The 18,459-nt window shown below is 66.9% G+C and carries 17 protein-coding genes; 13 read left to right on the top strand and 4 right to left on the bottom strand.

Annotation, left to right across the window (positions count from 1 at the left end; genetic code table 11):
* Nucleotides 1–533: 533 nt before the first annotated feature.
* Nucleotides 534–1,532 carry a sigma-70 family RNA polymerase sigma factor gene (locus NBRGI_RS24740; protein WP_029899603.1) on the bottom strand — a complete coding sequence of 333 codons (999 nt, stop codon included), beginning with the start codon at nucleotides 1,530–1,532 and terminating at the stop codon, nucleotides 534–536.
* Nucleotides 1,533–1,716: 184 nt separating this feature from the next.
* Between NBRGI_RS24740 and NBRGI_RS24735 the strand changes: the two genes are divergently transcribed.
* Nucleotides 1,717–2,133, top strand: coding sequence for a VOC family protein (locus NBRGI_RS24735; RefSeq protein ID WP_029899602.1), 417 nt, complete (start codon nucleotides 1,717–1,719; stop codon nucleotides 2,131–2,133).
* A gap of 53 nt (nucleotides 2,134–2,186) precedes the next feature.
* On the opposite strand, the gene NBRGI_RS24730 is transcribed toward NBRGI_RS24735, so the two are convergent.
* Entirely contained in the window at nucleotides 2,187–2,969 is a 783-nt protein-coding gene (locus NBRGI_RS24730; protein ID WP_014981408.1) for a crotonase/enoyl-CoA hydratase family protein, read from the bottom strand.
* A 60-nt stretch (nucleotides 2,970–3,029) separates the two neighbouring features.
* Here NBRGI_RS24730 and NBRGI_RS24725 point away from each other — a divergent pair, with 60 nt between their 5' ends.
* Nucleotides 3,030–4,679 (top strand): acyl-CoA synthetase, encoded by a 1,650-nt coding sequence (locus NBRGI_RS24725; protein WP_029899601.1) that lies wholly within the window; start codon nucleotides 3,030–3,032, stop codon nucleotides 4,677–4,679.
* 117 nt (nucleotides 4,680–4,796) lie between these two features.
* Here NBRGI_RS24725 and NBRGI_RS24720 read toward each other — a convergent pair whose 3' ends face one another.
* Both NBRGI_RS24720 and NBRGI_RS24715 read right to left on the bottom strand, forming a co-directional pair.
* Entirely contained in the window at nucleotides 4,797–5,900 is a 1,104-nt protein-coding gene (locus NBRGI_RS24720; protein WP_029899600.1) for an acyl-CoA dehydrogenase family protein, read from the bottom strand.
* A gap of 21 nt (nucleotides 5,901–5,921) precedes the next feature.
* Nucleotides 5,922–7,115 carry an acyl-CoA dehydrogenase family protein gene (locus NBRGI_RS24715; protein ID WP_014981411.1) on the bottom strand — a complete coding sequence of 398 codons (1,194 nt, stop codon included), beginning with the start codon at nucleotides 7,113–7,115 and terminating at the stop codon, nucleotides 5,922–5,924.
* Nucleotides 7,116–7,270: 155 nt separating this feature from the next.
* On the opposite strand from NBRGI_RS24715, the gene NBRGI_RS24710 reads away from it, so the two are divergent.
* The 11 genes from NBRGI_RS24710 to NBRGI_RS46595 all read left to right on the top strand — a co-directional run bounded on the left by NBRGI_RS24710 (nucleotide 7,271) and on the right by NBRGI_RS46595 (nucleotide 18,459).
* Nucleotides 7,271–7,459 carry a ferredoxin gene (locus tag NBRGI_RS24710; protein ID WP_029899599.1) on the top strand — a complete coding sequence of 63 codons (189 nt, stop codon included), beginning with the start codon at nucleotides 7,271–7,273 and terminating at the stop codon, nucleotides 7,457–7,459.
* Between the two features lie 45 nt (nucleotides 7,460–7,504).
* Nucleotides 7,505–8,410 carry a 3-oxoacyl-ACP reductase gene (locus NBRGI_RS24705; protein WP_029899598.1) on the top strand — a complete coding sequence of 302 codons (906 nt, stop codon included), beginning with the start codon at nucleotides 7,505–7,507 and terminating at the stop codon, nucleotides 8,408–8,410.
* Between the two features lie 345 nt (nucleotides 8,411–8,755).
* Nucleotides 8,756–9,520, top strand: a complete 765-nt coding sequence (locus NBRGI_RS24700; protein ID WP_014981414.1) for an MlaE family ABC transporter permease — start codon at nucleotides 8,756–8,758, stop codon at nucleotides 9,518–9,520.
* A 4-nt stretch (nucleotides 9,521–9,524) separates the two neighbouring features.
* Nucleotides 9,525–10,376 carry an MlaE family ABC transporter permease gene (locus tag NBRGI_RS24695; RefSeq protein WP_014981415.1) on the top strand — a complete coding sequence of 284 codons (852 nt, stop codon included), beginning with the start codon at nucleotides 9,525–9,527 and terminating at the stop codon, nucleotides 10,374–10,376.
* A gap of 4 nt (nucleotides 10,377–10,380) precedes the next feature.
* Complete coding sequence (locus NBRGI_RS24690; protein ID WP_029899597.1) at nucleotides 10,381–11,577, top strand: MCE family protein; 1,197 nt, start codon at nucleotides 10,381–10,383, stop codon at nucleotides 11,575–11,577.
* Entirely contained in the window at nucleotides 11,574–12,599 is a 1,026-nt protein-coding gene (locus tag NBRGI_RS24685) for an MCE family protein (RefSeq protein ID WP_029899596.1), read from the top strand. Before NBRGI_RS24690 ends, NBRGI_RS24685 begins: the two co-directional genes overlap by 4 nt.
* Nucleotides 12,596–13,663: an MCE family protein gene (locus tag NBRGI_RS24680; protein WP_014981418.1), complete on the top strand. Its 1,068-nt coding sequence runs from the start codon at nucleotides 12,596–12,598 to the stop codon at nucleotides 13,661–13,663. The genes NBRGI_RS24685 and NBRGI_RS24680 overlap by 4 nt, the downstream gene beginning before the upstream one ends.
* On the top strand, nucleotides 13,660–14,916 hold the full coding sequence (locus NBRGI_RS24675) for an MCE family protein (protein ID WP_029899595.1): 1,257 nt from the start codon (nucleotides 13,660–13,662) through the stop codon (nucleotides 14,914–14,916). Before NBRGI_RS24680 ends, NBRGI_RS24675 begins: the two co-directional genes overlap by 4 nt.
* Nucleotides 14,913–16,151 (top strand): MCE family protein, encoded by a 1,239-nt coding sequence (locus tag NBRGI_RS24670; RefSeq protein ID WP_029899594.1) that lies wholly within the window; start codon nucleotides 14,913–14,915, stop codon nucleotides 16,149–16,151. The genes NBRGI_RS24675 and NBRGI_RS24670 overlap by 4 nt, the downstream gene beginning before the upstream one ends.
* Nucleotides 16,148–17,575, top strand: a complete 1,428-nt coding sequence (locus NBRGI_RS24665; RefSeq protein WP_029899593.1) for an MCE family protein — start codon at nucleotides 16,148–16,150, stop codon at nucleotides 17,573–17,575. Before NBRGI_RS24670 ends, NBRGI_RS24665 begins: the two co-directional genes overlap by 4 nt.
* The gene (locus tag NBRGI_RS46595) at nucleotides 17,572–18,459 is read left to right on the top strand and encodes a hypothetical protein (protein WP_051728010.1); all 888 of its coding nucleotides are present in this window, start codon (nucleotides 17,572–17,574) and stop codon (nucleotides 18,457–18,459) included. Before NBRGI_RS24665 ends, NBRGI_RS46595 begins: the two co-directional genes overlap by 4 nt.

Genomic DNA, 18,459 nt, shown 5'->3' with positions numbered 1-18,459 from the left:
CTCCTGCACATGTCCTGGCGTGTCCCTCGGCAAGTCGTCGCACGGGACACGAAAACGTGCGCGGGGACGCGAAGACCTGCGGGGGTGCAGCGCCGGGCGCGTGCCCGGGCGGGGACTGCTGGGTAAACGGGACGCCCCGCGTGCGTTTTCGCGACTCTTCTGGTGTGTCGCCCGGCAAGTCATCGCGCGGGACGCGAAAACGTGCGCGGGACGCGAAGACCTGCGCGGCGCAGCGCCAGGCGGGTGCCTGGTGGCCTACTGCGGCAAACGGGAAGCTCGCGCGCGCCTTCGCGACACCCGGTGTGCCGTCCGGCAAGTCGTGGCGCCGTGCGCGAGAACCCGCGCGGTGCGGGAGAACCCGCGCGGTGTGGGAGAACCCGCGCGGTGCGGGAGAACCCGCGCGGTGTGGGAGAACCCGCGCGGTGCGCGAGAACCCGCGGTGCGGGAGAACCCGTGCGCGAGTGGACCCGTACCCGCTCGCACAGGACAACGCCGTCTGTCCCAGACCTTCCCCCGGGCGGCGGGGCGGGAAACTACGCCGGCTCGCGCAGTTCCGGGGCCAGGCCGAACAGCGGGAAGAGCTTGTCGGTGTCGAGGAAGAAGTTGAGGCCGGAGATGGTGTCGCCGTCGAGTTCCAGGACCGTGATCGACCAGGGGACCCAGACGCCGGGCTCGCCGCTCGGCTTGTAGTGGCCGAAGGCGGGGTGACCGTTGGCGCCCTCGAGGCGGATCATCCGGGAGTCGCGGCAACCGCTGCCGTGGCCGAGCATGAACGCGACCACGTTCTCCGGGCCGGAGATCCACAGCTCGATCGGCGGCATGGACAGCGCCACATCGGTTTTCAGCAGCGAGGTCAGGGTGTCCATGTCGTAGGCCTCGAAGGCCTTGACGAAGTTGTCGACCAGCTTGCGCTGGTTGTCGTCGGACTCGTCGTAGTTGTCCGAGGTGGTCGGCTGCACCTTGGACATGGTCGCCCTGGCCCGCTGCAGCGCGCTGTTGACCGAGGCGGGCGACATGGTGAGGGCCTCGGCGGTCTCGTTGGCGGAGAACCGCAGCACCTCGCGCATGATCAGGATGGCGCGCTGGGTGGCGGGCAGGTGCTGGCAGGCGGCGACGAAGGCCAGCCGCAGGGTGTCCTTGGCCGAGGCGTGGTCGGCCGGGTCGGCACCGAAGGCCAGGGCGTTCGGGATCGGCTCGATCCAGACGTAGTCCGGCTGGGGCGCGGGTAGTGGCGAGTCCGGTCGCGACGGACCGGACAGGTCCATCGGCCTGGCCCGCCGCTGCGGACCGTCGAGCATGTCCAGGCAGACATTGGTGGTGATCCGATACAGCCAGGAGCGCAGGCTCGCGCGGCCCTCGAACGAGTCGTAGGACTTCCACGCGCGGGTGAAGGTCTCCTGGACCGCGTCTTCGGCCTCGAAAGAGGAGCCGAGCATGCGGTAGGCGTAAGCGCACAATTCCCGGCGGTGCTTCTCGAAGGATTCGAGGACGTCGGGAGCGAGGCCGGCGGTGTGGCCGGACAAGTCGTTCATGGTTGTCACCCTGCCACAGCCCACCGACACATCCCAGACCCAAAAGTCCGTTACCTGCGTTTTCAAGATCGCTGAACCAGGCCGTGTGCCCGGCCACATCGCCCGCTCAGCGATGAGTTCCGGGTCTGCGCCTCGTCTTCATAGATGCGCAGGAAACAGGCGGACTACGAAAAGGGACCGACACATGAGCAGCCGGATGATTTTTCTCAACTTCCCCGTCGCCGATCTGGATCGGTCGAAGAAGTTCTACGAGGCGCTCGGCTGGAAGGTCAATCAGGAATTCACCGACGACAACGCGGCCTGCATCGTGATCGACGACAACATCTGCATCATGTTGCTGACCAGACAGTTCTTCACCACGTTCTGTCGTCGCCCGGTGGCCGAAACCACCGAAAGAATCGGCGCCTCTTACAGTTTGGCACTGACCAGCATCGCCGAGGTGGACTCCTACATCGGCGCGGCGCTGGCCGCGGGCGGCACCGAGGAGGTCAACGCGGAGAAGCGGGCCCAAGAGGAACAGGTCGGCATGTACAGCCGCACCTTCATCGATCCCGACGGTCACCAGTGGGAGCCGTTCTGGATGGCCTACCCGGTCGGCTGAATTCGCCGCAATAACGCCCCCGGTCGCCGAAAGGCGCCGGGGGCGTGCTTTTTTCAGCTACCGGTGAAGGTCGGCTTGCGTTTTTCCGCGAACGCCTTCGGGCCCTCCTTGGCGTCGGTGGACTTGAAGACCGCCATGCCGAGTTTCGCGTCGATCTGGAACGCCTCTTCCTCGTGCATGCCCTCGGTTTCCCGGATGGTGCGCAGGATGGCCTGCACCGCGAGCGGACCGTTCGCGGCGATCTGGGCCGCGAGCTCGAGTGCTTTGTCCAGCGCGCCGCCGTCCGGGACCACGTGCCCGATCAGGCCGATGTCCTTCGCCTCGGCCGCGGTGACGTGCCTGCCGGTCAGCAGGATGTCGGCGGCGACCGTGTAGGGGATCTGGCGGACCAGTCGCACGGCGGACCCGCCGAGCGGGAACAGTCCCCAGCGGGCTTCGGACACGCCGAATTTCGCGCTTTCACCGGCCACTCGGATGTCGGTGCCCTGCAGGATCTCGGTGCCGCCCGCGATGGCGGGGCCCTCGACCGCCGCGATCAACGGCTTGGTGAGCCTGCGGCCCTTGAGCAGCGCCTCGATCTTCGACAGGTCCCAGCCGCCGCCCGCGAAGGAATCGCCGGGATGCTGCGCGGTCATCGCCTTCAGGTCCGCGCCCGCGCAGAACGCGCCGCCCGCACCGGTCAGGATCGCGACCCGGATGTCCGGATCGTTGTCCACCTGGTCCCAGGCGTCACGCATGATCGCCATCATTTCGGCCGAGAGCGCGTTGCGCGCCTCGGGGCGATTCATCGTGACGATCAGGACATGATCGCGTTTCTCGACGAGACAGTGTGGCATCGGCGAATCTCCTGACTTTCGAACCTTGCCAGGAACAGTAACACGTTCTATTTTAGGGCTGTGAGCTACAACATAGCGGACCTTGTCGAACACGCCATCGACCTGATGCCCGACCGCGTCGCGCTCGCGGACGACAGCCGTGAGGTCACCTACGCCCAGCTGGAGGAGCGCGCCAACAAATTGGCTCACTACCTGCTCGAACATGGTGTTCAACCGGGCGACAAGGTGGGCATCTACTCGCGCAACACGATCGAGGCCGTCGAGGCCATGGTCGCGGTGTTCAAGGCGCGGGCGGTGATGGTCAACGTGAACTTCCGATACGTCGAGAACGAGTTGCAATATATCTTCGACAATTCGGACATGGTCGCGCTGATTCACGAGCGCCGCTACAGCGATCGGGTGGCCGGGGTACTCCCGAAGACGCCGCTGCTGAAGACGGTGATCGTTGTCGACGACGATACGACCGGTGCCACCGCGACCGCAGCGGATTCGGTCGAATACGAGGCCGCGCTGGCCGCCGCGTCAGGGGAGCGTGACTTCGGTGAACGTTCCGGTGACGACATCTTCATGCTCTACACCGGCGGCACCACGGGACTGCCGAAGGGCGTGATGTGGCGGCACGAGGACTGGTGGCGGGTGCTCGGCGGCGGTATCAACTTCCTCACCGGTGAATACGTCCAGGACGAGTGGCATCAGTCCAAGCAGGGCGCGGGTAACCCGCAGATGGTGCGGTTCCCGATTCCGCCGATGATCCACGGCGGCTCGCAGACGGCGACCTTCCACAGTCTTTTCGACGGCGGCAAGGCCGTGATGATCCCCGAGTTCACCGGGCACGGGGTGTGGCAGCACATCGATCGGCACAAGATCAACCTCATCTTCATCACCGGTGACGCGATGGCCCGGCCGATGGTGGACGCGCTGCTCGACGGGAACCCGGAAACCGGTGCGCCCTACGACCTTTCGAGCCTGTACGTGATCGCCAGCAGCGCCGCGCTGTTCTCGCCGACGCTCAAGGACAAGTTCCTCGAATTGCTGCCCAACCGGATGATCACCGATTCCATCGGGTCTTCGGAGACCGGTTTCGGCGGGCTGTCGGTGATCGCCAAGGGCGCCAACCACACCGGTGGTCCGCGGGTGAAGATCGACGCCGCCACCGAGGTGCTCGACGAGGACGGCAATCCGGTGGTGCCCGGCTCCGGGCAGGTCGGGCTCATCGCGCGCAAGGGCCACATCCCGGTCGGCTACTACAAGGACGAGGTCAAGACCGCGGCAACGTTCAAGGAGTTCAACGGGATTCGCTATTCGATCCCCGGCGACTACGCCCGGGTCGAGGAGGACGGCACGGTCACCATGCTCGGCCGCGGCTCGGTCAGCATCAACAGCGGTGGCGAGAAGATCTACCCCGAAGAGGTCGAGGGTGCGCTGAAATGCCATCCCGAGGTCTTCGACGCCCTCGTCGTCGGCGTCGACGACGAACGCTGGGGCCAGCGCGTCGCCGCCGTCGTCCAGTGCCGCGGCGACAAGCGCCCCACCCTCGAGGAGCTGCGTCCCGTCCTCACCCAGGAGATCGCCCCCTACAAACTCCCCCGCAGCCTCTGGTTCGTCGACCAGATCAAGCGCAACCCCGCCGGCAAGCCCGACTACCGCTGGGCCAAGGCTCAAACCGACGAACGCCCCGCCGACGAACACGCAGAAGCAAGCACCAAGTAGACCGCGCACGCATACCGGGGGCCGCCACGAATAACGTGGCGGCCCCCGGCGTTTGCGTCACACGGTGACTTCAGACAAGAACGGCCCGCCGGGATCGGCGGGCCGTTCGGGGGTGGGTCAGGTGGGGTTGGTGGTGAGGAGGGTGCCGAGGGCGCGAAGGTGGTCGGTGGCGGCGCCGAGGGCGAATTCGTGGTGTTTGGCGGCGGTGAAGTAGTTGTGCACGATGTGGTCGCGGTCGATGCCGACGCCGCCGTGGATGTGTACGACGGTGTGCGCTACGCGGTGGCCCGCGTCGGCGGCCCAGAACTTGGCGGTGTGCACGGCCGCGGCGCTCGGCAGGTCCTCGGAGAGCTGCCAGGCCGCCTGAGTGACCGCCAGGCGCAGGCCCTGGACATCGATGTAGGCGTCGGCGAGCCGCTGGGCCACGGCCTGGAAGCTGCCCACCGCCTTGCCGAATTGTTCACGCTCGCGGGCGTATTCGGCGACCAGGTCGAGTGCGCGCTCCAGCGTGCCGAGTTGGAGCGCGCTGAGACCGAGCCAGGCCCTGGTCAACAGCCAGTCCAAGATCTCGGCGCCCTGTTCGACGGTGCCGACCAATTCGGCCGGGGCATCGGCGAATTCGACGAGGTACTCGGGGCTGCGGTCGACGACCTGCTGCGCGGTCACCGTCGCCGCGGCGGGATCGACCAGGAACACCGCCGGCACGCCCGCGACGGTGGCCGGGACCAGGATGCGCTCGGCGCGATCGGCCACCGGCACCGTGGTTTTGACGCCGGTGAGCAGCCAGCCGCCGTCGGCCTCGACCGCGACGGCTGTGGGCTCGGCCGGATTCCAATTGTGCTCTTCGGTCAGCGCCGCGGTCAGGATCACCTGGCCCGCGCCCGCCCGGGTCGCCAGATCCTGTTGCGCCGCATCGCCGAACCGGGCCAGCGCGCCCGCGCCGACCACGATCGAGCAGAGGTAAGGCACGGCGGCGAGCGACTTGCCGAGTTCGCGCAGCACGGCGGTCTGCTCGAGCACGCCGAAGTCGCCGCCGCCCACGGACTCCGGCAGCGCCGCCGCGAGCACGCCGGTGTCGGCGAGTGAACTCCACAGCGCCGCATCGAATCGGTCGTCGGCCTTGTCGAGTTCGCGCAGCCGGTCGGCGGTGACGAGCTTGCCGCACACCTCGCCGGTCAGCCGGGCCAGATCGAGTTGGGCTTCGGTGGGAGTGAAATCCATGTCAGCTCTCTGCTTTCCGGATCAGCGCGCGGCGGCGGGTTGCTTGAGGGCGGTCATCGCGATGATGTCGCGCTGCACCTCGTTGGTGCCGCCGCCGAAGGTCAGGATCAGCGCGGCCCGATGCATCCGCTCGAGCCGTCCGCGCAGTTCGGCGCCGGGGGAGTCCTGGCGCAGGTAGGCCTGCGGGCCGAGCACCTCCATGAGCAGCCGGTACGCCTCGGTGGCCAGCTCGGTGCCGTACACCTTGCAGGTGGAGGCGTCCCACGGCCGCGGCGCCGCGTCGCCGCCCGCGTCGGCCCGGCTGGCGATCTCCCAGTTCAGCAGCTTCAGGTATTCGACCTTGGCGTGTACCCGGGCCAGGTTGACCTGGACCCATTCCTGGTCGATGACCCGGGAGCCGTTGCCCGCCTTGGTGTTGCGCGCCCAGTCGACGGTCTGGCGCACCGCGAGCGCGAGCGGTCCCGCGGAGGTGAGTGCGACCCGCTCGTGGTTGAGCTGGTTGGTGATCAGCGCCCAGCCGCCGTTCTCCTGGCCGACCAGTGCGCTCGCGGGTACCCGGACGTCCTGGTAGTAGGTGGCGCTGGTGTCGGGCCCCGCCATGGTGTGCACCGGGGTCCAGGAGAAGCCTTCGGCCGTGGTCGGCACGATGAGCATGCTGATGCCCTTGTGCTTCTTGACGTTCGGGTCGGTGCGCACCGCGAGCCAGACGTAATCGGCGTAGGCGATCAGACTGGTCCACATCTTCTGGCCGTTGATCACGTAGTCGTCGCCGTCGCGCACCGCGGAGGTGCGCAGGCTGGCCAGGTCGGTGCCCGCGCCGGGTTCGGAGTAGCCGATGGCGAAGTGCAGCTCACCCGCGGCGATCTTGGGCAGGAAGAAGCGCTTCTGCTCCTCGCTGCCGTAGTGCATGATCGTCGGCGCGACCGAGTTGATGGTCAGGAACGGCACCGGGGCGCCGGCGATCGCGGCCTCGTCGGTGAAGATCAACTGATCCATCGTGGACCGGTCCTGGCCGCCGTATTCCTTCGGCCAGGCCAGCGTCAGCCAGCCGTCGCGGCCCATCTCCCGCACGACGTCGCGATAGACGGTGCCCTGGCCGTACTCGCCGGTCTGCGCGCTGAGCGCGGCCCGCCGCTCGGGGGTGATGAGTCGCGCGAAGTAGTCGCGCAGCTCCGCGCGTAGCTCCTCCTGCTGCGGCGTGTACGCAATGCGCATGGCAAATACCTCATGCCTTCTCGATGTGGGTGCACCCGATCATTGCATACCGACTGAAACATGTTCCAGTATTGCTACTGAATCCGGTCGATAGCGCCACCTGCGGCGGTACCGGCTTGTTAGGGTTCGCCAAGGATCGCGGTAAAGGAGTTCTCATGAAGGTAAGCGTCGATCTGGATCAGTGCGAAGCGAACGGAATCTGCGTCGGAATCGCCCCCGACGTGTTCGAACTCGATGACGAAGACCAGTTGCACATCCTGACGGCCGACGTGCCCGCCGATCGCGTCGCCGATGTCGAGGACGCGGTCGCGCAATGCCCGAAAGCGGCGCTGCGGCTCCAGTGAAATGGTCCCTTGCCATCGGCTGGAACACGTTCTAGGGTCGGCCCCGTGGACGATGCAGATGTGAGCCTGGCCGGACGAGTGGCGATCGTGACCGGAGCGGGCGCCGGGCTGGGGCGGGCAGAGGCGCTCGCGTTGGCCGGTGCCGGTGCCTCGGTGGTGATCAACGACCTGGCCGAATCGGATGCGGTGTCCGACACGCTGTCCGAGCTCCGCGCGCTCGGCACCAAGGCCGAGTTCGTCGCGGGCAGCATCGCCGAACGGGCCACCGCGGACGCGCTGATCCGCACCGCCGAGGAAGCCTTCGGTGGTGTGCACATCGTGGTGAACAACGCCGGGATCACCCGGGACCGGATGCTGTTCAACATGTCCGACGAGGATTTCGACGCGGTCGTCGCGGTGCATCTGCGCGGCCATTTCCTGTTGTCCCGCAACGCCGCGGCCTATTGGCGCGGCAAGTCGAAGGCGGCCGGCGCGCCGGTCTACGGCAGGCTGATCAACACCTCGTCGGAGGCCGGACTGCTCGGCCCGGAGGGGCAGGCGAACTACGGCGCCGCCAAGGCGGGCATCACCGCGTTGACGTTGTCGGCGGCGCGGGCGCTTTCGCGTTACGGCGTGCGCGCCAACGCGATCGCGCCGCGCGCGCGGACCGCGATGACCGAAGCGGTGTTCAGCGCCGCACCCGAGGGTGCGGTCGATCCACTTTCTCCCGATCATGTGGCCCGGCTCGTCGCCTATCTCGCATCACCGGCCGCCGACGCGGTGAACGGTCAGCTGTTCGTGGTCTACGGCGCGATGGTGGCGCTCATGGCCGCGCCCGTCGTCGAGCAACGGTTCGATGCCGCGGACGGTCAGTGGTCGCCGGGCGATCTCGCCGCCACCCTCGGCGGCTACTTCGCCGAACGCCTCGCGGGGCAGACCTTCTCGGCTTCGGCGCTGCTCGATCTCGGTTGAGTCCGCATCGCCGCTCGATCTCCGGCGCGAAACATGCGCAGCGAGGATCGGTATCTGCAAGACCCACTCGACACGAACTGCTGATCAACTGACCAACTGTTGATCAAGGGTCCGGCACTTGGTAGACATTGGGTGTCGAGATGTGCTCCGCCTCACAAAGGTGGGATCAATCTCTCTGACACCCGTTCCAGATTTATATGCCGACGCAGCTAAAAAGTGCAGTTCAAAAGTGACAAACATCTTCCGGCAACGTTGTGAACGTGTTCTAATCAATGAGGCGGTGCGGCCTCGGTGAAGAATCGTGCCGTGAAGTTGTACGCGGGTTCTGAGCAAGGAGGTTCGTAGATGAACGAGGTCCTTGCCGTGCCATTGCGGGCCGTCGGCGGGTTCTTCGAACTGACTGCCGAAGTCGCCCGCGCCAGCGTGCGCAGGCCATTTCAATGGCGCGAGTTCATCGACCAGTCCTGGTTCATCGCACGGGTCTCGATCGTGCCGACACTGTTGGTCGCGATTCCATTCACGGTTCTGGTGAGCTTCACCCTCAACATCTTGTTGCGCGAGATCGGCGCGGCCGATCTCAGCGGCGCGGGCGCGGCGTTCGGCGCGGTGACCCAGGTCGGCCCGATCGTGACGGTGCTGATCGTGGCGGGCGCCGGAGCCACCGCGATCTGTGCTGACCTGGGCGCCCGCACGATTCGCGAGGAAATCGACGCGATGCGGGTGCTCGGTATCAACCCGGTGCAGCGACTGGTGGTGCCGCGCGTGCTCGCCTCGATGTTCGTCGCGTTGATGCTCAACAGCCTGGTCTGCACCATCGGCATCGTCGGCGGATTTCTCTTCTCGGTGTTTCTGCAGGACGTGAACCCCGGCGCGTTCGTCAACGGCATCACGTTGCTGACTCATTTGCCCGAATTGATCATCTCGGAAGTGAAGGCCGGATTGTTCGGGCTGATCGCCGGGCTGGTGGCCTGTTATCTGGGTTTGAATGTCAAAGGTGGTCCCAAGAGTGTCGGTGATGCGGTGAATCAGACCGTCGTCTTCGCCTTTATGGCTTTGTTCGTCGTGAACGTGGTGGTCACCGCGGTAGGCATCAAGTTCACGGCGCGGTGACCGCATGGCCTTCGTGATCGAATCCCGCTTCCCGCGTACCGTTCGACGGGTGCGTCGGATGTCGGACTCGCTCGATTCTGTCGGGAAACAGGCTGTGTTCTACGCGCAGGCGCTGGGGGCAATTCCGCGCGCGCTCACCCACTATCGGACCGAGACCATTCGATTGATCGCCGAAATCAGCATGGGCAGCGGTGCTCTGGCGGTGATCGGCGGCACCGTGGTGATCGTCGGCTTCCTCACTCTGTTCGCCGGCGGCACCATCGCGGTGCAGGGCTACAGCTCGCTCGGCAATATCGGCGTCGAGGCGCTCACCGGATTCTTCGCGGCCTTCATCAATGTCCGCATCGCCGCCCCGGTCATCTCCGGCATCGGTTTGGCCGCCACCATCGGCGCCGGCTCGACCGCGCAACTCGGCGCCATGCGGGTGGCCGAGGAGATCGACGCGCTCGAGTCCATGGCCATCCGGCCGGTGCCATACCTGGTCGGCACCCGGGTGCTGGCCGGGATGATCGCGATCGTGCCGCTGTACGCGCTCGCCGTGATCGCCTCCTTCCTGGCCAGCCGGTTCGCCACGGTGGTCATCTACGGGCAGTCCGCGGGCGTGTACGACCACTACTTCTCCACGTTCTTGATCCCGAGCGACATCCTCTGGTCGTTCGCGCAGGCGATCTTCATGGCACTGGCGGTCATGCTCATCCATACCTACTACGGCTACAACGCCGCGGGCGGCCCGGTCGGGGTCGGCGTGGCGGTCGGCAACGCGGTGCGGACCTCGCTGGTCGCGGTGGTCACGGTGACACTGTTGATCTCGCTGGCCATCTACGGCACCTCCGGCAACTTCCACCTCTCCGGATAGCGATATGGCGGATTCGACGAAATTGCGAAACGCGCTCGGGTTCAAGCTCGCCGGAGCCGCGATGGTGCTGGCGATGGTGGCGATCGTCGCGATCGCGCTGCTGATGTTCGTCGGCGGCTTCACCTCGACGGCGACCGTCATGGTCGACGCGCCGCGCAGCGGCCTGGTACTCGACCCGGACGCCAAGGTGAAGGTGCGCGGCGTGGAGATCGGCCGGGTCGTCGGGATCGAGCAGACCGCCGAGGGCGCCAGCCTGAAGCTGGCGGTGAATCCCGATCAGCTGAAACTGGTTCCGGCGAACGCGGGCGTAGATATCCGCTCCACCACCGTCTTCGGCGCGAAGTATGTGAATTTCACGGTGCCCGATCAGCCTTCGGCGACCTCGCTGAAACCCGGTGCGCGCGTGAGTGTGCAGCACGTGACCGTCGAGTTCAACACGCTGTTCCAGCACCTGTCCGATGTGCTGGCCAAGGTCGAGCCGGAGAAGTTGAACGCGACGCTGTCCGCGCTCGGCACCGCGTTGCAGGGCCGCGGCGAGAAGCTCGGCGACCTGCTCGCCCGCAGCGATGCCTACCTGCGCGATATCAACCCGTATCTGCCCACGCTGCAACAGGATCTGGTGCAGACCGGTCAGGTCACCGACCTGTACGCGGACACGGCGCCCGAGCTGCTGCGCACCGTGGACAACGCCACGGTCACCAGCCGCGCGCTGGTCGACGAGCAGCAGAGCCTGGACGACGTGCTGGCCAACCTGATCGGCCTGGCCGACACCACCGGTGCGGTACTGAAGGAGAACGAGGGCAACCTCGGCACCGCGCTGGATCTCTTGCGGCCCACCACGCAGTTGCTGTTCGAATACAACCCCGCGCTCGGCTGCGTCATCAACGCGCTCGGCCCGATGATGCCGCTGGCCGAACGGGTATTCGGCGGGGTGCTGCCCGGCATCGGGATGAACACCAACTTCATGTTCGGCGCCAAGCCCTACACCTATCCGGACGACCTGCCGAAGGTGAACGCCACCGGCGGCCCACATTGCGAGGGCGTGGTCGACCGGGTGCCGAACAGTCATGCCGACTACGTCGTCACCGACACGAATCAGGGAGCTCCGTACGTGCCCAACACGGGTTTCGTGAAGCCCAACTCGGCGCCGAAGGTGTTCCAGCTGCTGTTCGCCGGGTTACCGGGGGTGGACGCACTGTGAAGAACACCGCGACGACCGTGAAACTGGCCATCTTCACCTTGGTGATGGCGCTGGTCTTCGCCGGGCTGACGGTCGTGTTCAGTCAGATGCGCTTCGCCAGGGAACACGGCTACCACGCCGTGTTCACCAGCTCGTCGGGCATGTTGCCCGGGGCGAAGGTGCGCATCGCGGGGGTGCCGGTCGGCTCGGTCTCCTCGGTGCGGGTGGGCAAGGACAAGCTGGCGCACGTCGAGTTCGACGTCGACCGCAAGTACCGGTTGCTCACCAGCACCCGGGCCACCATCCGCTACGAAAACCTCGTCGGAGACCGGTATCTGGAACTGCTGGAGGGCCCGGGCGCCGCGGACGTGCTGCGGGACGGCGGCACCATCGACAAGGACAAGACGGCGCCCGCGCTCGACCTGGACATGCTGCTCGGCGGGTTCCGGCCGCTGCTGCGCGGTCTCGATCCCGCGCAGGTGAACGACCTGACCAGCGCTCTGCTCCAGATCTTCCAGGGCCAGGGCGGCACGCTGGTCTCGCTGCTCAACAGCGGTGGTTCCTTCGCCAAGACGCTGGCCGACCGCGACGAGCTGATCGGCAACGTGATCAACAACCTGAACACGGTGTTGCAGACCATCGATCAGCGCGGCGACCAGTTCGCCACCACGCTCGACGAATTGCAGCGCCTGATCACGGATCTGGCCGCCGACCGGGATCCGATCGGGGACGCGTTGCCGCGGATCGCCGGGGCCACCAGGGATCTCACCGATCTGCTCGCGCAGGCGCGACCCGATCTGCGCACCACCATCGAGCAGACCGGGCGGCTGTCGAGCAATCTCGACAACGGCTCCGACACCATCCAATGGGTGCTCGATCGGCTGCCCGACACCTACAAGAAGCTCATCCGCATCGGCGCCTACGGCTCGTTCCTGCAGCTCTACGTCTGCGGGACCAACCTGCTCGTGGACGGGCCGGACGGGCAGCCGTTGCAGGTGAACCTGCCGGGCAAGCAGACGACCGGAAGGTGTGCGCCCGAATGAACGAGCAGCGATCCCGTGTCGTCACCATCGGCATAGTCGGCCTGGTGGTCGCGGTGTGCGTGGCTTTGTCGGCCCTGCAGTTCGAACGGCTGCCGTTCATCCGCGGCGGCGCGAACTACACCGCGTTCTTCGCCGACGCCGGCGGACTGCTGCCCGGCGACCCGGTCCAGGTGGCCGGGGTGCGCACCGGCCGGGTGGACAGCGTGCATCTCGACGGCGACAAGGTGCTGGTGCGTTTCACGCTCGACGAATCGATCGTGCTCGGCCAGAAGACTGCTGCCGCGATCAAGACCAACACGGTGCTCGGCCGCAAGTCGCTCGAGCTGACGCCGACCGGGCCGGGCGCGCTGCGGCGCGACGACACGATTCCGTTGGACCGCACCACTTCTCCGTACTCGCTCAACGACGCGCTCGGCGATCTCGGCCGCACCGTGCAGGGGCTGGACCTCGAGCAGGTGGACAAGACGCTCGACACGCTCTCGGCGACCTTCGCCGATACGCCCGCCCCGCTGCGCGCGGCACTGGACGGGGTAACGGCGTTGTCCCGCAGCATCAATGCGCGCGACCAGGCGCTGTCCGATCTGCTGGTTCGAGCGCAGAGCGTGACCAAGATCCTGGCCGACCGCAGCAACCAGATCAACATGCTGCTGCTGGACGGCAACAACCTGCTCGGCGAGCTGGACCGGCGGCGCGGCGCGATCGGGCAGCTGATCGTCTACGTCAACGAGGTGGCCAAGCAGCTGTCCGGTCTGGTCAACGACAACGAGGCGCAGCTGAAACCGGCGCTGGACAAACTGAACTCGGTACTGGGCCTGCTGCAACGCAACAAGCAGAACCTGTCCGACGCGCTCGACAACCTCGGCCCGTACGCCGCGGCCCTCGGCGAGCAGGTCGGCAACGGCCCGTGGTTCAACGCCTATGTCGTCAACGCCACCAGCACCCAGTTGCAGGGCCTGGTGGACGCGCTGGTGTGGCCCGAGCATCTGCCCGACGACCTGCGCAACATCTTCACGCATCCGGCACCGCCGTCGATCGGCCCGTCGATTCAGGAGCCACCGCGATGACCCTCATGGACAAGGCGAAAAAGGTGCCTCGCTGGGCGGTCGTGGTCGCAGGCGCCGTGGTGGTCGCGCTGGTGGCGTTCGGCGCGTACACCGGGATCACGCGGCTCGGCACGACCAGCATCACCGCGTACTTCCCGTCGACCTCGGGCCTGTACAAGGGCGATGAGGTCCGGGTGCTGGGGGTGAAGGTCGGCCGGATCGACTCGATCGATCCCGGCAAGGACCGGGTGCGGGTGCGGGTGACCATCGATCGCGGGATCGACCTGCCCGCCGACGCCCGCGCGGTGATCATCTCGCCGTCGCTGGTCTCGGCGCGGTTCATCCAGCTGGCGCCTGCCTACACCGGCGGCCCGAAAATGGCCGACGGCGCGCAGATTCCGATCGAGCACACCGCGGTGCCGGTGGAGTGGGACGACATCAAGGCCGAACTCTCCAAGCTGGCAACCACTTTGGGCCCCGTCGGCGATGACTCGCAGGGCTCGTTCGGACGCTTCGTCAACACCGCCGCGGACAATATGGACGGCAACGGGCAGAAGCTGCGCGACACCCTGCGTGAACTGTCCGCCACCCTGAACACCCTTTCCGACGGACGCACCGACCTGTTCGGCACCATTCGCAACCTGCAGAAGTTCGTGGATGTGCTCGCGGCGAGCAACGAACAGATCGTGCAGTTCGGCGGCAGGCTGGCCTCGGTCTCCTCGGTGCTGGCGGGTGCCTCTGCCGAACTCGGTGCGGGACTGGACAATCTGGATACCGCGCTGGCCGATGTGAAGCGTTTCCTGGAGGGCAGCGGCGCCGAACTCACCGAGGGCGTGCAGCGGCTGGCCGACGTCACCCAGATTCTGGTGGACAAGCAACCGGAACTCGAGCGGGTGCTGCACTCGGGCCCCACCGCGCTGGTGAACTTCTATCAGATCTACAAGCCCGCCCAGGGCACGCTCACCGGTGCGGTGGCGCTGAACAATACGGCCGATCCGCTCGGCTTCCTCTGCGGCTCGGTGCGCGCGCTGGAGATCAACCAGTCCGATCGTTCCGCCGACCTCTGCGCGCAATACCTTGCGCCGGTGATCAGTTCGCTGGCCATGAATTACGCGCCGATCCTGCTGAACCCGGCGACCGGTGTGCACGCGTTCCCGGAACAGCTGAAGTTCAGCCCGCCGAGTCTGGCGGAGCAGGCGCCCGCGCCGGGACCGCCGCCGGTCACCGTGCCGGAAGGCCTTGCCGGACTGGCTATTCCGGGAGGGGGACGATGATGCCGCGCCGGATGACGACGATGGTGCTCGGTCTGGCTGTGCTGCTCGGCGTTTCGGGTTGCGAGTGGGACGGTCTGAACTCGCTGCCGATGCCGGGCACCGAGGGCACGATGGACGGCGCGTATCAGGTGCGCATCCAGATGCCGAATGTGACCACGCTGACCAGGAATTCACCGGTGCGGGTCGACGACGTGACGGTCGGGACGGTATCGAATATCGAGGTGGAGGGCTGGCACGCGCTGGTCACCGTCTCGCTGAACCCGAACGTGCACCTGCCGGCCAATGCCGTCGCCAAGATCGGGCAGACCAGCTTGCTCGGCAGCAATCACATCGAGCTCGCCGCCCCCACCGATACCGCCGCGCAGGGGCAGTTGAAGGGCGGAGACGTGATTCCGCTGGAGCGAGCGGGCGCCTACCCGACGACGGAGCAGGTGCTGTCCTCGCTGTCGGTGGTGCTCAACGGCGGCGGTATCTCGCAGCTGGAAACGATCACCCGCGAATTGAATTCGGCGTTGACCGGGCGCGAGAACGACATCCGTGACCTGCTACCTCAGCTCGAGACGCTGACCACGGGACTGGACAAGCAGCGCAACGACATCATCGCGGCGATGAGCGGACTCGACCGGCTCGGTGGGCAATTCGCCCAGCAGCGCGACGTGGTCGCCAGGGCGATCGAGCGGATCCATCCCGCGCTCACCGTGCTCGCCGACCGCAGCGCGAACATCACCGCGGCGATCAGCGCGCTCGGCGACCTCAGTGACGTCACCGACCGGATCGTCACCACCAGCGGGGAGAACCTGAAGGCGAACCTGCGCAGTCTGGCACCGGTGCTGCAGACGCTGGCCGATACCGGGATGAACCTGGTCGAGGCGCTGAAGATCGTCCCGACCTTCCCGTTCCCGATGAAAAACCTGGACAAGGCGATCAAGGGTGACTACTTGAACTTGTTCATCACGGTCGACCTCACCGGCAAGCGGTTGGACAACAACTGGTTGATCGGCACGCCGCTCGGCGGCCGCTTCGGCGGTGTCGAAGGCGTGGTCGGCGGCTTCGCCCCGGATACCGCTACGCAGGCAGGCAATCCGGCGACCGGACCGCTGCTGCCGCCGCCTGCCGACGGGCAGCCCGCGCCCGCGCTGCCCGGCCTGCCGCCCATCCCCGGCCTGCCCGCGATTCCGGGCCTGACCGTGCCGTTGCCGGGAAACACTGCGCCACAAGGGGGCCCGGGCCGATGACGCTGACCAGATTCGTCCGCACGCAGCTCGCGATCTTCGCCATCTTGACGGTGATCGGCCTGGTGGTGATGGGCGGGGTGTATGTGAAGGTGCCCGCGATGCTGGGCATCGGGCGCTATGACGTCACCGTGCAGCTGGCCGCCACCGGTGGTCTCTATCCCACCGCGAATGTCGCCTATCGCGGCACGAATGTCGGTGTGGTGCAGGATGTCCGGCTGACCACGACCGGTGTCGAAGCGCACCTGTCCATCGACAGCGATTACAAGGTCCCGGCGGACGTCAACGCCTGGGTGCGCAGCGTTTCGGCGGTCGGTGAGCAGTACGTCGACCTGATTCCCGCCGAGCGTCCGGTCGGCGGCAACCTGGCCGACGGCTCGGTGATTCCGGTGGGGCGCACCAAGTTGCCGCAGGATGTGGGCACGTTGCTTGACCAGTCCGATCGATTGCTGTCGAGCGTGGCCGACACCCGGCTGCGACAGGTGATCGACGAGGCGTTCAAGGCGTTCAACGGGGCGGGCCCGGATCTGCAACGGTTCATCGATTCGGCATCGCTGCTGGTGCAGGAGGCACAGAACAACGCGGAACCGACGAAGAAGCTGCTCGATCAGATCGGACCGTTGCTGGACACCCAGATCCGGTCCGACGCCGCGATCCGGTCGTGGACCAGTGACCTGGCCACGGTGACCGATCAGCTGCGCGCGCACGATGTTTCGCTGCGCAACGTGCTGCACGAGGGCCCCTCGGCGATGCAGCGGGTGAACGCGCAGTTCGAATCCCTGCGACCGACCCTGCCGCTGCTGCTGAACAACCTGGTCAGCACCGGGCAGGTCGGCGTGACGTATCACGCTGGGCTGGAACAACTTCTGGTGGTGTTCCCGCCGCTGATCGCGGCGCTGCGGACGGTCATCCGCGGACCCGCGGAGTACGGCGCCATGGTCGACTTCGGGACCGTGGTCAACGATCCGCCCGCGTGTACCACCGGATTTCTGCCCACCGACCAATGGCGCTCGCCGAGCGAACTCGATTCGCTGCCCTCACCGCCGGGCCTGTATTGCAAGGTGCCGCAGGACTCGCCGATCCAGGTGCGCGGTATCCGCAATACGCCGTGCGCGGAATTCCCCGGTCGTCGCGCGCCGACGCCCGAACTGTGCCGCACCGGTTATGTTCCGGAAGGCAACAACCCGCCGTTCGGTCCCGTACAGCCCGTGGCGCCCGCGGCAGCGCCGCCCGCGGAGGTTCCGGCGCAGACCGCACCCGCCGCGTACGGCACCGGGACACCGGCGGCCGCGCGATCCTACGACCCGTCCACCGGTCAGTACATCGGTCCGGACGGACGCACGTACCGACAGGGCGATATCGGACCGAGCGGTTCGGGCACGGTACCGTCGAGCTGGCAGGCGATGCTCGAGGAGCAGCAACGATGAGCGATATCAACGCAGATCAGCGGCGCACGCGGCGACGTGCCGTGCGCTCGGTGGGGCCACCGGCAGACGAGTCGGCGGCACCCGGTGTGACATCGATACCGGCCGAACAGACGAAAGCGCCGAAGGCCGGTGCCGCCGGACCATCGGTGCGTGCGGCGTCCTCCGATACCGCCCCCGCGCCCACCCCGGTCGACGCCGTGGATTCCGGCGCGGTCGCAGACGCCGGAACTGTCGATCTCGGCAAGGCGGCCGCCGACCTCGGCGCGGCGACGAGTGTCGAGGCCGTCGACCTCGGTAAGGCCGCGAACGTCGGATCCGACGAACGCCGCACAGCGCCGAAGACGAGCGGAGTCGAGCCCGATGCGACGCCGGTCGACGCCACCGGGGCGAGGTCCCCCCTCGGCGTCGGGCGCATCCTCGCCTTCGCGGCCGCGGCGCTGCTGGTGCTCGCGTTGGTGATCGGCGCGGGACTGTCGGTGGTCAAAGCTCGATCGATCGACGCACGCGACGAGCGGCGCACCGAATTCGTGCAGACCGCCAGGCAGGCCGCCCTGAATCTGACCACCATTCGCGCCGATTCGGCCAAGCAGGACATCGATCGGATCCTCGCGGTGGCCTCGGGCCAGTTCAAGAGCGAGTTCGACGGGCGGGTCGATCCGTTCCTGAATGTCGTGCAGCAGGCCAAGATCGTCTCCAACGGCGAGGTCGTCGAGGCGGCACTGGAAAGCGACGACGTGGACTCGGCGCAGGTGCTGGTGGCGGTCAAACAAACCCTGACCAACGCGGGCCAGGAGGGCCCGCAGACGCGGCTCTACCGTTTCCGGATCACCGTGAGCCGGGGCGACGCCGGGTTGACCGCATCCAAGGTGGAGTTCGTCGGATGA

The sequence above is a fragment of the Nocardia brasiliensis IFM 10847 genome (genome assembly GCF_000710915.1).
In the GTDB taxonomy this organism is placed as follows: Bacteria; Actinomycetota; Actinomycetes; order Mycobacteriales; family Mycobacteriaceae; genus Nocardia; species Nocardia brasiliensis_A.
The sequence above is the reverse complement of the archived record's forward strand: the minus strand, read 5'-3'. Positions and strand labels throughout refer to the sequence as shown.

Excerpts from the sequence above, each read along its gene's own strand:
- NBRGI_RS24665 (WP_029899593.1), top strand. The coding sequence starts at position 16,148 with ATGACGCTGACCAGATTCGTCCGCACGCAGCTCGCGATCTTCGCCATC.
- NBRGI_RS24700 (WP_014981414.1), top strand. The coding sequence starts at position 8,756 with ATGAACGAGGTCCTTGCCGTGCCATTGCGGGCCGTCGGCGGGTTCTTC.
- NBRGI_RS24680 (WP_014981418.1), top strand. The coding sequence starts at position 12,596 with ATGAACGAGCAGCGATCCCGTGTCGTCACCATCGGCATAGTCGGCCTG.
- NBRGI_RS46595 (WP_051728010.1), top strand. The coding sequence starts at position 17,572 with ATGAGCGATATCAACGCAGATCAGCGGCGCACGCGGCGACGTGCCGTG.
- NBRGI_RS24740 (WP_029899603.1), bottom strand. The coding sequence starts at position 1,532 with ATGAACGACTTGTCCGGCCACACCGCCGGCCTCGCTCCCGACGTCCTC.
- NBRGI_RS24670 (WP_029899594.1), top strand. The coding sequence starts at position 14,913 with ATGATGCCGCGCCGGATGACGACGATGGTGCTCGGTCTGGCTGTGCTG.
- NBRGI_RS24675 (WP_029899595.1), top strand. The coding sequence starts at position 13,660 with ATGACCCTCATGGACAAGGCGAAAAAGGTGCCTCGCTGGGCGGTCGTG.
- NBRGI_RS24695 (WP_014981415.1), top strand. The coding sequence starts at position 9,525 with ATGGCCTTCGTGATCGAATCCCGCTTCCCGCGTACCGTTCGACGGGTG.
- NBRGI_RS24730 (WP_014981408.1), bottom strand. The coding sequence starts at position 2,969 with ATGCCACACTGTCTCGTCGAGAAACGCGATCATGTCCTGATCGTCACG.
- NBRGI_RS24735 (WP_029899602.1), top strand. The coding sequence starts at position 1,717 with ATGAGCAGCCGGATGATTTTTCTCAACTTCCCCGTCGCCGATCTGGAT.
- NBRGI_RS24710 (WP_029899599.1), top strand. The coding sequence starts at position 7,271 with ATGAAGGTAAGCGTCGATCTGGATCAGTGCGAAGCGAACGGAATCTGC.
- NBRGI_RS24690 (WP_029899597.1), top strand. The coding sequence starts at position 10,381 with ATGGCGGATTCGACGAAATTGCGAAACGCGCTCGGGTTCAAGCTCGCC.
- NBRGI_RS24715 (WP_014981411.1), bottom strand. The coding sequence starts at position 7,115 with ATGCGCATTGCGTACACGCCGCAGCAGGAGGAGCTACGCGCGGAGCTG.
- NBRGI_RS24720 (WP_029899600.1), bottom strand. The coding sequence starts at position 5,900 with ATGGATTTCACTCCCACCGAAGCCCAACTCGATCTGGCCCGGCTGACC.